The organism is Psychrobacter sp. JCM 18900, from assembly GCF_904846625.1.
Taxonomy (GTDB): domain Bacteria; phylum Pseudomonadota; class Gammaproteobacteria; order Pseudomonadales; family Moraxellaceae; genus Psychrobacter.
The window spans coordinates 67,346-83,145 of the sequence record NZ_CAJHBL010000004.1 but is presented as its reverse complement, the minus strand read 5'-3'; the positions used below and the strand labels follow the sequence as shown (position 1 = coordinate 83,145).

The 15,800-nt window shown below is 44.7% G+C and carries 12 protein-coding genes, 1 pseudogene and 1 riboswitch; of the genes and pseudogenes, 4 read left to right on the top strand and 9 right to left on the bottom strand.

What is annotated here, in order from left to right; translation table 11 throughout:
* Positions 1–72 precede the first annotated feature (72 nt).
* Positions 73–3,153, bottom strand: coding sequence for an insulinase family protein (locus JMX96_RS08625; RefSeq protein WP_201568687.1), 3,081 nt, complete (start codon positions 3,151–3,153; stop codon positions 73–75).
* A 291-nt stretch (positions 3,154–3,444) separates the two neighbouring features.
* Between JMX96_RS08625 and JMX96_RS08620 the strand changes: the two genes are divergently transcribed.
* Both JMX96_RS08620 and JMX96_RS08615 read left to right on the top strand, forming a co-directional pair.
* Complete coding sequence (locus tag JMX96_RS08620) at positions 3,445–3,906, top strand: universal stress protein (protein WP_201568686.1); 462 nt, start codon at positions 3,445–3,447, stop codon at positions 3,904–3,906.
* Positions 3,907–4,005: 99 nt separating this feature from the next.
* Positions 4,006–4,467 carry a universal stress protein gene (locus tag JMX96_RS08615; RefSeq protein WP_057761630.1) on the top strand — a complete coding sequence of 154 codons (462 nt, stop codon included), beginning with the start codon at positions 4,006–4,008 and terminating at the stop codon, positions 4,465–4,467.
* 120 nt (positions 4,468–4,587) lie between these two features.
* Here JMX96_RS08615 and JMX96_RS08610 read toward each other — a convergent pair whose 3' ends face one another.
* Positions 4,588–5,523, bottom strand: coding sequence for a LysR substrate-binding domain-containing protein (locus JMX96_RS08610; RefSeq protein ID WP_201568685.1), 936 nt, complete (start codon positions 5,521–5,523; stop codon positions 4,588–4,590).
* Positions 5,524–5,743: 220 nt separating this feature from the next.
* Between JMX96_RS08610 and JMX96_RS08605 the strand changes: the two genes are divergently transcribed.
* The gene (locus JMX96_RS08605; RefSeq protein WP_201568684.1) at positions 5,744–6,868 is read left to right on the top strand and encodes a YeiH family protein; all 1,125 of its coding nucleotides are present in this window, start codon (positions 5,744–5,746) and stop codon (positions 6,866–6,868) included.
* 240 nt (positions 6,869–7,108) lie between these two features.
* Here the strand turns inward: JMX96_RS08605 and JMX96_RS08600 are convergent, their stop codons facing one another.
* Complete coding sequence (locus tag JMX96_RS08600) at positions 7,109–7,318, bottom strand: cold-shock protein (RefSeq protein WP_045453470.1); 210 nt, start codon at positions 7,316–7,318, stop codon at positions 7,109–7,111.
* A gap of 243 nt (positions 7,319–7,561) precedes the next feature.
* Positions 7,562–7,984 (bottom strand): YbaN family protein, encoded by a 423-nt coding sequence (locus JMX96_RS08595; protein ID WP_201568683.1) that lies wholly within the window; start codon positions 7,982–7,984, stop codon positions 7,562–7,564.
* Positions 7,985–8,405: 421 nt separating this feature from the next.
* A riboswitch (TPP riboswitch) is annotated at positions 8,406–8,522 on the top strand.
* A gap of 176 nt (positions 8,523–8,698) precedes the next feature.
* On the opposite strand from JMX96_RS08595, the gene JMX96_RS08590 reads away from it, so the two are divergent.
* Positions 8,699–9,595, top strand: a complete 897-nt coding sequence (locus JMX96_RS08590) for an ABC transporter substrate-binding protein (protein WP_201568682.1) — start codon at positions 8,699–8,701, stop codon at positions 9,593–9,595.
* A gap of 92 nt (positions 9,596–9,687) precedes the next feature.
* Here JMX96_RS08590 and JMX96_RS08585 read toward each other — a convergent pair whose 3' ends face one another.
* The 5 genes and pseudogenes from JMX96_RS08585 to JMX96_RS08565 form a co-directional block, all read right to left on the bottom strand.
* Positions 9,688–10,983, bottom strand: coding sequence for a VWA domain-containing protein (locus JMX96_RS08585; protein ID WP_201568681.1), 1,296 nt, complete (start codon positions 10,981–10,983; stop codon positions 9,688–9,690).
* Between the two features lie 123 nt (positions 10,984–11,106).
* A complete protein-coding gene (locus JMX96_RS08580) occupies positions 11,107–11,562 on the bottom strand; it encodes a hypothetical protein (RefSeq protein WP_201568680.1) in 456 nt (151 codons plus the stop codon).
* 103 nt (positions 11,563–11,665) lie between these two features.
* Positions 11,666–11,788, bottom strand: a pseudogene (locus JMX96_RS08575) (hypothetical protein); the annotation flags it as partial.
* 43 nt (positions 11,789–11,831) lie between these two features.
* The gene (locus JMX96_RS08570) at positions 11,832–12,506 is read right to left on the bottom strand and encodes an NYN domain-containing protein (protein WP_201568678.1); all 675 of its coding nucleotides are present in this window, start codon (positions 12,504–12,506) and stop codon (positions 11,832–11,834) included.
* 189 nt (positions 12,507–12,695) lie between these two features.
* Positions 12,696–15,665 (bottom strand): valine--tRNA ligase, encoded by a 2,970-nt coding sequence (locus JMX96_RS08565; RefSeq protein WP_201568677.1) that lies wholly within the window; start codon positions 15,663–15,665, stop codon positions 12,696–12,698.
* Positions 15,666–15,800: the final 135 nt, after the last annotated feature.

Below are 15,800 nucleotides of genomic sequence, written 5' to 3'. Positions count from 1 at the left end.
AACCGCAAAAAGCCAAGCATGATGCTTGGCTTTTTTGTGCTTAACTTTTAATCAAGAACAAACCTAATTGTCTTAGCTCTTTATTCTACAAACCTCAAAGCCAAGACCTTTGACTGCCTCTTCTTTATCGTAAGGCGCTAGCACTGCACGTACATGCTTTTGCCCTTGCAGATATTGCTTGGCAACGCGCTGCAAGTCAGCGACCGTCACGGCCAATATTGACGCACGCATTTTGCGCTGCCAGTCAACACCACGATGATGCAGATTTGCAAAGCAGGCTTTGATTGCTTCGCCTGCAGGAGAGCCCGGCTTATCCATACCTGAGATAATACCTAAGATAGCTTCTTCCAATTGCTCATCGGTCTGTGGCTCGTCCAATAACCACTCGATACTGGCGTCGAAGTGAGCAAAGGTCTCAGCACATTGCGGATCACGATAGCTAAAGAATTTAAAGGCACAAGCGTTGGCATCGTAACCTGCGCCGCCGCCATAGGCACCGCCGCGCTCACGAATAGCACTGTGCAAATAGCCGTTACGTAAGTAAGGCGCTAATACCATTAGTGCAGCGGTATCAGGGTGGTCAGCAGCAGGTACAGTATAAGCACTGGCATTGTGATAGACGTTGGTTGGTACTAGCCATGCTAAATCTGCAACATCTAACACGTCGTTTTTAACATCGTCGCCATTCTCTAACGTCTTACCCGCATCAGTCGCACCATTTAACGCAGTATCTAGTTGCAGGTTTGCAAATTCGCTTGGGATATTTGCTACTGCGTTCGTTAAATCATTAGAAGCGGTCGTCGCTTGGCTGTCTTTCCAGCTATCAACGATTAAGCTACTCAAGCGTTCGGTTTGCTCTGCTTCACAGATAATAACGGCATGCTTAGGCAAGCTGATGAGACGTTGATGTAAATCCATCAAGCTGGTAGCCAATTGATCCCACTGGGCATCATCTGTACTAGCATGTGCTAAGAAATCTTTAAGCGCGTTCAATGCTGGTAGACCGCTGCGCACATATTCCAACTGCGCTTGGCGACTCATACCGCGACTGGCTGTTTGCATGGCATAAGAGTGACCAGATCCTGCTAGATTTGACTGCCAACCTGCTTGACGCTGCTGCAAGATTTCTTTGATACGGTCATGCTCAGAGAAGATACTGTGCTCCATGACTTCTTTGAGCAAATCAATCGCTTCAGGCTTACGGTTAAGCGCACGCGTTGCCACGACAAAGTAGCTGCTAATCGCTTGGCTATCATCGACGTTGGTACGCTGACTAATACGAGCGGTCACACCAGAAGAGTGCGCGGCCTGCTTGGCCTGCATCTCATGAGCGCTGAGCGAGTCCGTACCTAGCTCAGACAATAGACTTAAATAGATAGGCAGCAATGGATGATTGATTACATCATTGACTGGTAGCTCATCTGCGCTCGCATTACCAATTGCTTCAGTTAGTGGGACAATCACTTGATAGTAATAAATACCATTAGTGCCCGCTTCATACTCAAATAGCGTGCTGTCTTGCCCGCTCAAACGTACCTGCTTTTGCGTGCCTTGTTTAAAGCTGATATCCGTTGGTACGTCTTCTAGACCTACTTTTGGTAATAAGCTTAAATCATCTGGCGCAGCTTGACGTGCAGCCAAATCTAAGGCTTGTTGCTTCAAAATAGCCTTATCATCAGCAGTCAAATCCATCGCGATAGTATCTAAACGAGTCTGTTCAGCTGCGGCAAGACGGGCGGTCTTTTCACTATCCGGTGTCAGGGTAACGCGGACACGATGCTGATTGTCCAATAGATGCGTCTTGATTAAATTCGGTAGCCACTGCGGATCGACGACTTGCTCACGTAGCCACTGCAAATGTTCGTCTACTTCCCAAACATCGATAGGGTTGCCGTCATGAATAGCGGTACTAAAGCCCTCCAGCATGAGGTTCAGACCATAAGGGATGCTATCGCCGCCGATATGGCGCTGATCAATCTCGATTTGGTGCAAAATAGTTTCGATCGTCTCGTCGTCGACTGGTGAATTGGCCACTTCGGTCAGCAAGTCGATAATACCCTGCTCTACCGCTTCGGCGTGCTCAGGGTTGGAGCCGCGCAGTCCCGTATAAAAGACCATTTCGTAATGACTGTCATCAAGTCCCAATAGCGGACTTGGTGCTTTACCCAGTGGATGGCTATCAAGATAAGCGCGCAATGGCGAGCCTGCATGCTCAATCAGCACACCCTCTAACAGACGTAATGCCAAGCGCTGCTTGGGATCAGTAATCGATGGTAGCAACCAAGCAACCACATGATGCGTCTGATCTGGGCCGGCTTCGTCAGCAGTATAAGTATCAACCGCGCTAACGGGTGCAGACAAACGCTGCTCAGGACGCGATACATGCTTTTTACCTGCTTCAAACTGAATCAAGGCATCTTCGTGTATCTTCGCTTGCGTCTCAGCAACAGGGATATTACCAAAACTCATAATGACACTGTTTGACGGATGATAATGGCTCTGGTGAAACTCGGTCAACTCAGTGTGCGTCAAGTCAGGAATATCGGCAGGATCGCCGCCTGAATTATAATGATAGGTCGTCGTTGGGAACAGATGATGAGCAACCGTATGATATAGCTGATCAATCTCGCCACTCATCGCACCTTTCATTTCATTAAAAACGATACCCTTAAACTGCGGCTTATCATTTTCGTCAAGCTCCACGCGAATGCCTTCTTGGGCAAAATCGAGCGGATGGATATTTGGGAAAAACGACGCATCCAGATACACAGCAAGCAAGTTAAAGTAGTCGTTTTTGTTTTGAGTCGCGTACGGATAGGCCGTCCAATCGGCTGCAGTCATCGCATTCATAAACGTATTTAACGAGCGTTTAATCATTGAAAAGAACGGATCACGTACTGGGAACTTGTTCGAGCCACATAACGCCACGTGCTCTAAGACATGCGCCTCGCCTTTTGAGTCCATTGGCTGGGTGCGAAAACCGACCAAAAACGCATTTTCATCACTTGGGTGTGCCAGATGATAATGCATCGCTCCTGTTTTTACATGCTGACTGATCAGCACATCCATCGATAGCGCCTCAATATGGCGATGCTCAATCAGCTCAAATGCTGGATGCAGCGTTAAATCAGCAGTAAATGGCGTGTCCGTCATAGTTATCCTTATCGCTTATTATGCGTATAGTGCCCTGACTGTCAGGGAAAATAGAGTAATAAATTGGCTAAAAAAGAGTTGGCTTAGCGCTATTAGTGGGGCTGCGACATGGATAAGTCAAGGCAGCAGCTATGCAATAATCCACCACATAATCTACGCGACTATCAACTTTAGCCATTGAAGCCTTATAGTTACAAATCAATCAATATCCACAATTTTATTATGGATTTATCACTTAACAAAGATGATTTGCACTGCTACTATAAAGTTAACTATTAATAGGAGTACCTTATGAGCTACCAACACGTTTTATTGGTCACTGACTTACTATCCGATGCGGACAAAGTGGCGCTAAAAACCAAGCGTATCCTCGCAGGCTCTCCTGAAGCCCGACTGTCCGTTTTGCATATAGTCAAAGATGACATGGTGCGCTTCGGTTATGAGCTGATGCCTTCCTCTAGCCTATCAGGTGATGTCGATAGTGAAAAGTGGCAAGAAGCTCGAGCGAAATTAGCGCAATTTTTGGCACGTAATGAGCTAGAAGCGATCAACTCTGAGGTCACCGCAGCCATCTCTAATAGCAAAGGTATCATTAATTACTGCCGTGAAAAAGACGTCGACTTACTTATCATTGGACGCCATGAGCGTCATGGTATCGCTGCTTGGTTAGTAGGAGCAACTGCCGATAGTATCTTGCCAAATGTCCCTTGCGACAGCTTAGTGGTGAAGCTTGATCAGCCTGTCTTGGAATAATTGGCATTGCTCCAATCCGCTGCTAAAGACGACAAGCTTTACTTAACAGCGCCCTAGAGTAGTGCTATAGTAAATACTATCTGACATGAGGAAGACGCTATGAGTTACGAACATATTTTACTGGTCACCGACTTACTCTCTGATGCAGATATAGTCGCCCAAAAGGCCAAGCGCATCGTTGAAAACCGTCCAGGCTCTAAGCTATCTGTTTTGCATATTGTCAAAGACACCATGGTTGGCTTTGGCTATGAGCTGGTGCCTGCCTCTAGCCTATACGATGAGATTGATGATGAACGCTGCCAAGAAGCGCGCGCAAAACTGGCGCAATTCCTTGAACGCAATCAGCTAAATGCAGCAACGTCGGAAGTCACAACTGCCATCTCTAGCAGTGAAGGTATCGTCAGCTACTGTCATAAACACGATGTCGATCTATTGGTCATCGGTCGTCATAAGCGTACTGGTATCGCTGCATGGATCAGTGGCGCGACAGCAGATAATATCTTGCCTAATGTACCTTGCGATAGCTTTGTGGTGCGACTGGACAAGCCTGTTTCAGCATAAAAATATGCTTCGATTGTCTTATATTATCTATGGCATATCCTAAACAAAAAAGCGCAGCGTAACTTTTAACGCTGCGCTTTTTTATGGCTAATAGATTTTAGGTTCATCCAGACTCATCGTTTAACCTTGTTGAATAATATCAATAAAGGTTTGCCAAATAGGACTTTGGTGTCGAGCTTTGTGCCAGACTAGCCACCATGTCCTTGATAAATCAATTCCCGCCACGTTCACTTGTACCAACTCCCCTGTCGAGAGTTCCGTCTCAATCACATGCTGCGATAGACAACCAAGACCAATATCTGCACTCACCATGTGCTTAATGGCCTCAGACTGATGTATCGCCTTGACCACTTCTGCATTGGGTAGATACTTAAGCAGTTGCTCATCGATAATTTGCCGTGTGCCTGACCCTGCTTCACGTACCAGTAGCGGCAACTGCGCTAACTGATTAATACTCAGCTGATAACAGTCCTCATCTTGGCTATAGGTAGCCACATTCTTTAACCACTTGCTATCACGCTTGGCAAATATCATCAGCGTATCAGTACGCCATTCACGCTGCTCAATAACTTTCATATCTACCGGACGCGGCACCCCTTCTACCAGCGCGATATCGATATTTAGTTGCTCAACCTCGCTAACTACCTCTTGAGTATTGGCAATATACATATCGACGTTGGCATCGGGTAGCGCTTCATATAGCTTGCCAAGCAATGACGGCAGCACGTAGTTGCCGATAGTAGTACTGGCACCGATATGAATCTGTCCTGCTTGATATTGATGATAATGCTCAAGCGTGAGCGACTGACCCAAAATCGCCTGTGCCTGTATATAAATAGGATGGGCATTAGGGTGTTGATTGAGCCGACGACCGACGCGCTCAAATAGCGGCATCTGTAGTCTAGACTCCAGCTCTGTAAGCGCGCTACTGACTGCTGATTGCGATAAGTGCAGCTCCTCACTAGCGCGACTGGTGCTACCTGTCTGATAAATACTGACAAAAACAGCAAGCTGCTTAAGCGTAATCTTTGGCACTGTCTGCACAGATTTTTTCATGTTATCGATGTTGCCTTATGTCAGTTTTTGCGCTGTTTTATCCGTGACGTTTGTCTTTTTTGATGCTTATGCGCGGTATACCTATTTCTAACATAAGCTTTAACCTAAAAAATCGATAGCTTATATCTTATTAATCTGTTTTTATTATAAATTCAGCGGGCATATACTGTCTATTCATAAGCTTATGCTTATCTTAATATAAGTAATAGGATGCCGCGTCATGCACACACTCGTCCAATCAGTCAGCAACTCCGTTCATAACTATACCCCTAATCACCGTCACTTGGCGGGATTGGTAGTCGTTCTGATTGGTAGTTTGTTTTGCTTATGGTTGGACAGCAGTTTAGATGTATGGTCAAACGGACGTATCATTGGTTTGTCATCTTTAACGCTAGCGATATTGCTAGGCATGATCTTGGGCAATACTATCTATCCCAAATTCACTGAACGTTTAAACGGCGGTGTTTGCTTTGCAAAGGGTCAGATACTGCGACTTGCGATTATGTTTTATGGGTTTAAGCTAACCATGACACAAGTTGCGAGCGTCGGTATGCCAGCGATTATGACTGACGCACTGGTACTGACGTCAACCTTTTTGCTGACCTATTGGTTAGGTACTAGATGGCTAAAAGTCGATAAAGAAACGGTTATTTTGATTGGCTCAGGCGCGAGTATTTGCGGTGCTGCTGCCGTCATTGCTGCAGAGCCAGTCGTCAACGCGCAAGCTCACAAGGTCACTATCGCCGTGGCAACCGTGGTAGTTTTTGGCACTATCGCGATGCTACTATATCCTTTTTTATATCATCTCGGTTGGTTACAACCTTGGTTAAGCGCCCAGCAGTACGGCATGTACACTGGCTCAACCGTTCATGAAGTGGCGCAAGTCGTAGTCGCGGGCAATGCAATCAATACCAAGATTGGTGACACCGCAGTCGTGACCAAGATGATACGCGTTATGATGCTCGCGCCTTTCCTGCTTGTGTTATCGTTTGCGCTAACCAAAGATCGCACCGTAGATAATGACACTATAGAAGATAAAAGCAGTAAAAACGAGACAGCGTCATTTATGACTCGTGTTAAACAAGTCAAAGTGCCATGGTTCGCATTTATCTTTATCGGTATTGTGTTGATACATACATGGGTGCCGATGTCTGAGAGCATCGTACGCAGTATGGTGATGCTAGATGATGTGTTACTGACGATGGCCATGTTTGCATTAGGTTTGACTACGCATCTAAGCGCGATCAAGCAAGCTGGCGTTAGACCGCTTATCTTGGGTGCTATTATGTTTGGTTGGTTAATACTGGGCGGTGGTCTGATCAATATCGGCATTAGCTTTATATAATAAGCTAAATGTCCATTCTTAACTGCTGATGTGATTGCATAATATAAAAGGCCTCCGACTACAAATAGTCGGAGGCCTTTTTGCATTGGTCGCGGTCTAATATGATTAATTAAAACCTTTCAAATAAAACTTCTACTCGCTTAAGTACTCATATCTTAAATATTAAATCGCAGACGAAAAAAAACGAACCCGAAGGTTCGCTTTTCTACATCTATTCATCTATCTGTCTATAAAGACAAATTAGATAGCAACGATGTTATGTGCTTGTGGGCCTTTTTGGCCTTGAGTTACAGTGAACTCAACTTCTTGGCCTTCAGCCAAAGTTTTGAAACCTGAACCAGTGATTTCGCTGTAATGAGCAAAAACGTCTGCGCCAGTTTCTGGAGCGATAAAACCAAAGCCTTTAGCTTCGTTGAACCACTTAACTGTACCTTTTTGAACGTCTGACATAGTATAATCCTACTTTTAAATTTATTAATGGTCTAGTGACCGGTAACGCTTGCAAATAGCTACTGAACGATAAATATTAAAACGAAGGATTATAACTAATACTACGAGGTAATGATTTGGTGCAGAACTGCTCTTAAGCTTGGGCGTATTATAAGGGGTACATCCCAGTATCGCAAGTCTTATCTCATGTTTCGTGTAACCAGAGCCGTTTATTGACCGATTTTGGCGCAAATTGCAACGGATTTAAGCATTTGGTAAACGGAACAAATATATCGCTACCCCACTACAGACAGCGGCTACCGCCCATGCCATCCACATCATATCGGCAGGCAAACGATAAAATAACATAATTGTTGATGCTGCCATCATAACCGTCGCTAAACACTTGGCATAAAGCGGAACGGCATGATTCTCCTCCCAGTCACGGACGAATTTGCCAAAGTATTTATGATTGATCAGCCAAAAATGAAAACGTCGAGAACTGCGCGCCCAGCAACCTGCTGCTAGCAAGATAAAGGGCGCGGTGGGCATCACCGGCAACAATATACCGATAATACCTAAGATAAAAAACAGCCAACCAAGCGTCACAAAGGTCCAACGCAGCATTGGGCTGTTGGATTGATCCGTCTTGGGTCGGTAATAGAACGCTTTTTTATTCTCGGTCATATAAATTGTCGGTCGTGTAAGTTGTCAGTTATGCCAAATGTCGATTGTCTAGAGTAGCGCCTATTATGTAAGCAGCGGCATAGAAGGCTAATCATGCAATATCGCCCGTCTGCGCACAAGACTATTTATATAAGGTTTTTGCTATTGATAGGTATGTTTGGTTAGTAATTGGGTAAATACCAATAATAAATGCTGCACTCTTTTATTAATACGTCGATTGAAAGCGCTTATAAAAAGCCGTCACAAATGAAAACTGTTATAAAGAGCGATTATCGAACATCAGTCATCACCTACCATCCTCATTCCCGATACGCTTGCATCACGTCTTGTAAGTCGTCTATGATGACGCAGTAGCTATCGATAATAGCCATTCACAGTACGGATTCATTAGCAGTACTGATCAAAAATAATGCAATACCAATCAATCTTGTCGGGGTGCTTTGATTTAACGCTGTACACACAGCCCACATCATCGCTGAGACATACCCGTGAACCTGAAGCAGTTAGCACTGACGTAGGAAACAAGCGTGACACGCCCTCAGAGGTCTATAAATAAGAGCAGTCTATAGATATGATGTACTGGTAATGATAACCATATCAAACGCCGAGCATCTGACAGTTAGCATCGAGGCTTCACTTTTCTTATTTGGCCTTTCTTGTTTTACTTTAATCGTATCAGTCTGATTGTTTTCCATAATCAAAAAGGAAACAACCATGCAGCCGACCACCAAACTTACTCTGACCCTCGAATGGTTCTTAAACCCTGATCACATGCCCTTTATCGCTGGTGTGACCACGGGCGCATATGAGCAAGCAGGGCTTGATATCACCATTATCGAGCCAGACGACCACTATGATGGCTTTGCCGAATTACAAAACCAAAGCATCGATCTGCATGTCAATGAGCCTATCCATCTGTTTGAACATTACGCGCCTAACCTACTCGCGCTGGGCTGCTTTTTTGAGACCGATGGCGGTATATTGATGCAGCGCGCTAGCATGGATAAATTAAAAAACAATCAGCCTATTCGCATTTGCACCCCTGCTGCTGAAGAAAAGACCAATCGTATTGGCTTTGAGATATTGGCTCGCTATGCCAAGAAAAATGGCTTTAGTATCAGCCGTGATAATGTGAGCTTTGTACAAAAAGACTTTTATCATATAAAGAACCTGCAAGAAGACTCAAGCCTAGATGGCGCATGGCTATGCTTTTATAATTTTGAAGGCGTTGAAGCGACTCATGAAGGGTTGAACTTTGAATTTATCGATCAGCATTTGTCACCTTATCCGAACTTTTCGGCTTTAGAGATTCTGACGACGGATGAGATCTATAGCGCGAAAAAAGACGCAATAGATACCTTTATCCAAGTGACCAATCAAATGACCGAACTGTGTAAAAATGAGCCAGCCACTGCCCACCGTATGTATTACGACTATAGTAAAACCGAAGTCGATGCGCTGATGGATGCCATCATTGATAATACGCTGGGCAGATTGCTCACGCCTATCAAGCCTGATGCAAGTAAGTGGGAAGAACTGCGCGAGATGCTAGCCGAAATCGATATCGTAACCTTGACTGATGAGCAGTACCAATCGCTGTGGGCGCTATAGAGATTTTAGAAATTAAGATATTTTGAGCCATAAAAAACCGCCATAGTATTTGCTGTGGCGGTTTTTTATTTAGCTGTAATCGAATCATAAAATTATTGCTGCACGATACCAAGTTGCTTGGCTTCTTTAAGCCACATTGGGAACTCTTCTAGCATATTCTCATACAAGGCTTCTTCGCTGATATCATCCAAGTCATCTAATTCAAAAAAGTCGCAATTATCAATCACGCGCCCTGTCATATCGTCTAGTTTTTTTAGGATGCCATAACCACGACCACCCAAGCCTACAAATTGCCAAAATATCGGCAGTTTCGCCGCTTCCGTCATGACTCTCGTGATACCGCGATTGTCATTTACCCCGCCATCACTGATAAATAGCACGTAGACAGGCACATCCAAGCCGTCTTTTTGGTAAAACTCCGTCACGGCTTTCATGACCTCTGCTTCATTGTTGATGCGTGGGCCAAGTGCCCATTTGCGCCAGCCGCCATGAGCGTTGTTGATAAAACCGTCATAATTGCTCAGTCCAATCTCGCCCAAATACTGCGGATCTCGGGCAAACGCCCAGCAGTCTAGTGCTTGGTCGTCATCGAAGTTCACTGCCAATGGCAATATGCGATTGACCACCTCTTGCACGCGGCCTTTTTTGTACTGTCTGTTCATTGAGCCTGAGGCATCTAACACCAACGCCACCTTTGCGGTTAATTGCTGCAACTGGCGTTTCTCAAGTGATATGGTGGCTTTTTTGGCCAGATTGACCAGTTTTGGCGCTTTGTCTAGCATCACCTTTTCTAACGACGGTTTTGTTTGAACTGGCGTTGCGGTCGTCTCTGCTGCTGTAGAGCTGCCCTCTTCTACGTCACCACCGAAATGCTGCACAATAGCGGCAAGCCCACCATTAAAGCCTTGCGCGACGTTGGATACTCGCCAAACGCCACCCTTACGATACAGCTGCATCAACATACTGGCTTGCTGCTGGGCAAAGTCTGCTGCTTGATATTCCGCCTGCGCCTTTTGCGACTGCTGCCAAATGCCAATCTCTAACGATTGAATTTGATTCAGCGGCGTGTCGGCTGATAACACAAAAAACAAGCTGTCTATATTAGTCGCCAGTTTGGATAAATTAACTTCAAACTCGGCTTGGATGCCTTTATTTGCCGTTGTTTGTGACTCGTAATGGGTGAGCTTGATTTGCCCGCATGGAGAGGTTGGCTGATTATAGAACACCATGTAATCATCATTGATCAGTTTGCCCGCTGCGTCTAGCGCAAAGCAGCTGATGTCCATCTCTATTGGGCTTTGGCGAGTGAATTTGAGCGTGATAGGTGCGCTGTCGTCAATAGTAAGATTGCTTAAAGGTGTGCGTTGTCCGACAGTGAGATGGTTCATGGTGTTCCTTACGTTAGATTTTTATTCCTTTAAAGATAATAGACTAATTACTGACATTAAAAAACCGCTAAAGCATGAGCTGGAGCGGTTTTTAGAAAATTTAACTTAGGTTTAAAAAGCCTGTTAAGTGCTCTTTTTTCTAAAATTAATTCGCTCACCATTCGAGAAAACTTTTCGTACGATGGAGTTTTTTCTAGCATTATATTCATAGTTATACCTAATAGGATTCGACGCACCTTTTTTACGATAATCACTAGAAATACGCTTACCCATGTAAAGGTCAATAATCTCTTTAGGAGCATCTCTGCCAACAAAACCAAATCTACCTTCTGCTGCAACATTAGGATACTCTGGAAAATTCTCTAAAGTAGCTACTTTCCATTTATCCGCAATAAAAACCCCAACAATTTTTCCATGGGCAACTGCTAGTACATACTCAGCTTGACTAACTGTCTTGGGATTTACTTTCCAAGCATATCGTACTGCATGATATGCAGACCTATCTTCAATTGATGCATTTATATTAATCATAACTACATTGTGCTCAAAGATCGCATCTTCAGTTAAATCATTATTCATATTATCTTCCTTAAATTATATTAATAAATGACAAAATAAAAATGCACTCTAAAAAGTACCTTTTCATCATTTTAATTCTTACAATACTGTTCATTGACAACAATTAAAACGCCTTCAACTCTTCCATCTGCGCCGTCAACTGCCCTTCTAACTCAGCTAGTTTCGCTTTTTCAGCATCGACCACTTCCGCAGGTGCTTTACTCATAAAGCCTTCATTGCCTAACTTAAATTTTTTTTAATTATGAAATGGCTGGTAAAAAATACAAAATCTACCAATACTTAGGCTTTAGAATTGGTTTTTTTGCGGTAGGAACTTTATCAGGTAGATGACTGCCTGCTAGCTCATCATCGGTAATATACGAGCGCGTCCAATCTGCATATTTGCTTAGTCTCTCATTCTGTGGGCGACGGCTATTAGAGCGTATAGGGATAATAATGCCAATGACAATAGCATCTCCCATATCTTCTCGTAGTGCTTTAAGCGCTGGCTCAATATCGGTATCATTGGTGACAAAAACCACTTGCTGTGCTTTGTTTTGTATCGCGTCTCGGTAAGCGGTCAATGTAATGTTAACGTCGGTTTGCTTTTCTTCTAGACGCCATACTTCAACACGGTCACTTTTATCAGGTGGTTGTTTGTACCTGAGTAAGTTGCCCTTCTCCAGCGCATAATACCCTTTTATAATTTTCATGTTATTAGGATACATTTTTTGCAATGCTCTATGATAGGACTGCTGAGCGTTTTGGGCGGCTTCTCCTTGCGTTGATATTTTTGACTTAATATCTGCGGTAAAAAAGTAGACAGTCTCAATTACCGCATTTGGATCTTGTGCGTGAATAATACGATTTGCAAATAGGTGATATAAGTCCAACCATTTATCATTACTGTGTTTTAGACAGCCATAAAACAGGTTATAACCATCAATATATACATTGGTTTTCAAGTTTATCCACCCAGTTATTTTATTGACATAAAAAAACCGCTACAGCATATCACTGTAACGGTTTTTTTGCCCTAGGCAATCTAAAAATTTAATTTTAGTTACTAAGGGTGAGTTGTAGATTTATTATAGCTACCCCAAAGGTATTATGCAAATATATTTAGTCAGTTTATTTGCAATAAAATTACCAACCTACAACGCTTTCAACTGCTCCATCTGCGCTGTCATCGCGGTCAACTGCCCTTCTAGCTCAGCCAATTTCGCTTTCTCAGCATCGACCACTTCTACAGGTGCTTTACTGACAAAGCCTTCATTGCCTAGCTTACGCGCGATACCATCGGCTTGCTTTTGTAGTTTCTCATGCGCTTTGCCCAGACGTGCCAGCTCAGCCGTTGGATCAATCAGACCTTTCATCGGTACGAGCACACGCAGCTGACCGACCATGCTTGATGATGACAACGGTACTTCATCGCCTTCTTTCACTATCTCTAAGCTCTCGACCTTGGCAAGCGCTTTGAACTGGTTTTTGATACGTGACAGACGCGCATCTTCATCGGCAGAGACGTTTTGTAGTAGCACTGGCAGACGTACCGCATTGCCCAGTTTCATCTCACCGCGGATGTTACGGACGCTCGCGATTAGCTCTTGTAGCCATGCCATATCCGCTTCAGTCTGCTCACTGATTTGGCTGGCATCGGTCTGTGGATAGTCAGCGACCACGATGCTGTCGGTATTCTTGCGACCCAGTAGCGGCGCGATAGTCTGCCAGATTTGCTCAGTCAGATACGGCATGATTGGATGAGTGAAACGTAGCGCAGTCTCTAGTACGTGCAGTAGTACATAGCGGATTTGCGCTTTGCGCTCGTCCGATACCGAGTCATCATTTAGGCTGGCTTTGGCAAGCTCAACGTACCAATCACAGTACTCATTCCAGATAAACTCATAGATATCTTGGCTGACCATATCGAGACGATACTGAGCAAAATGCTGATGGATATCGGCAACGGTAGAGTTCAGACGACTCATGATCCATTTTTCTGGCAATTCCCATACGTCAGGATTCGCCGTTTGGTCGATAGGCTTAGCACTGCCTTCGCCATCGACACAGTTCATGAGTACAAAACGGCTGGCGTTCCAGATTTTATTACAGAAGTTACGATAGCCCTCAACACGCTTTAGATCAAAGTTGATATCGCGACCAGTACTGGCTAGTGAGGTAAAGGTAAAGCGCAGTGCATCCGTACCATACGCTGGGATGCCTTCTGGGAACTCTTTACGCGTTTGCTTCTCAATCTTGGCTGCGTCTTTTGGATTCATCATGTTGCTAGTGCGTTTTTCGACCAACGCTTCTAGCTCAATACCGTCGATTAGATCGATCGGATCTAAGACATTACCTTTTGATTTTGACATTTTTTGACCATTGCCATCACGTACCAGACCATGCACATAGACGGTCTTAAACGGTACTTGCGGCGTGCCGTCTTCGTTTTTCACGAAATGCATAGTCATCATGATCATGCGCGCAACCCAAAAGAAGATAATGTCAAAACCTGTCACGAGCACGCTGGTCGGGTGGAAAGTGTCCATCACGCGTGGATCAGCGTTGACGTCTGCCCAGTCAAGCGTACTGAACGTCCATAGACCAGAGCTAAACCACGTATCGAGCACATCATCATCTTGGCGCAGTTTTACATCATCACTTAAGTTGTATTTGCTACGTACTTCCGCTTCATCACGGGCGACATATATTTCACCTGTCGCATCGTCATACCATGCAGGGATACGATGTCCCCACCACAACTGACGGCTGATGCACCAATCTTGTAGATCGGTCATCCACGCCATATACATGTTTTTGTACTGCGCAGGAACGAACTCAATGCTGCCGTCTTCTACCGCGTCAATCGCAGGCTTGGCCAGCTCTTTAACTGCGACATACCATTGATCGGTCAACCACGGCTCAACGATCGTACCACCACGCTCAGCACGCGGGGCTTTTAGCGCATAGTCTTCGATATCTTCTAGCCAGCCCTGCTCGCCTGCTTGCTCTACAAGAAACTTACGCGCGGCAAAACGCTCAAGTCCTGCGTATTCGCTCGGCGTAGTCTCTAATGTTGGCTCACGTGTTTGCAGATCAGGATAAACTTCCATCGCTGGCAAAATATTGGCGCGCTCATCAAGGATATTAATCAATGGCAAGCTATGGCGACGACCCAGCTCGTAATCGTTAAAATCATGCGCTGGCGTGATTTTGACACAACCCGTACCAAAGTTTTTTTCGACATAATCATCAGCAACGATAGGCACGATACGACCCGTGATTGGCAAGGTAATGGTTTTGCCGACTAAATGTGCATAACGCTCATCGCTCGGATTGACAGCGACAGCGGTATCACCGAGTAATGTTTCAGGACGTGTGGTGGCTACGACGAGGTAGTTTTTACCATCTTGAGTTAATAGTTCTGTATCCGTGAAGTGATAGCGGAAATGCCACAAGCTGCCTTTTTCATCATGGTTTTCTACTTCTAAATCAGATAATGCGGTTTGGAACTTTGGATCCCAGTTAACTAAACGCTTACCACGATAAATAAGTCCATCGTCAAACAGGCGTACGAACACTTCTTTTACTGCATTGGACAAACCATCATCCATGGTAAAGCGCTCACGCGACCAGTCAACCGAGCTGCCCAAACGGCGAATCTGGCTAGTGATATTGCCGCCCGACTCTTCTTTCCATTCCCATACTTTATCGATGAAATCTGCACGCGTCATATCACGGCGCTTGATACCTTGCGCCTCTAGGCGACGTTCAACGACCATCTGGGTTGCGATACCCGCATGATCCGTACCTGGTTGCCACAGCGTATTGTCGCCATCCATGCGGTGATAACGCGTGAGCGCATCCATAATAGCATTGTTAAAACCATGACCCATGTGTAGCGAGCCCGTGACGTTTGGCGGTGGCAGCGCAATAGAAAACGACTCGTCTTTGTCAAAAGTCGGCTGAAAATAGCCGCTTTCTTCCCAGCCTTGATACATACCTGCTTCAACTTCCGCAGGATTATAGGCGCTCTCTAATTGGCTTAGCGCCGCTTGGATCGACTGGGTCAGATTGGTTTTCGCATTGCTATCAATGCTGGTATCGGTATTAGGATTGCTCATAATAGGGTAATCTTATTGTTGATAATGAATGTGGTCAAAATGAGATAGCGCAAAACGCTATAAAAACAGGAAAAATAGTTGATAGTGTGATTTTAACGCAGATAGGCAGATTTTGTTAGATGGTAAGGCAATTTA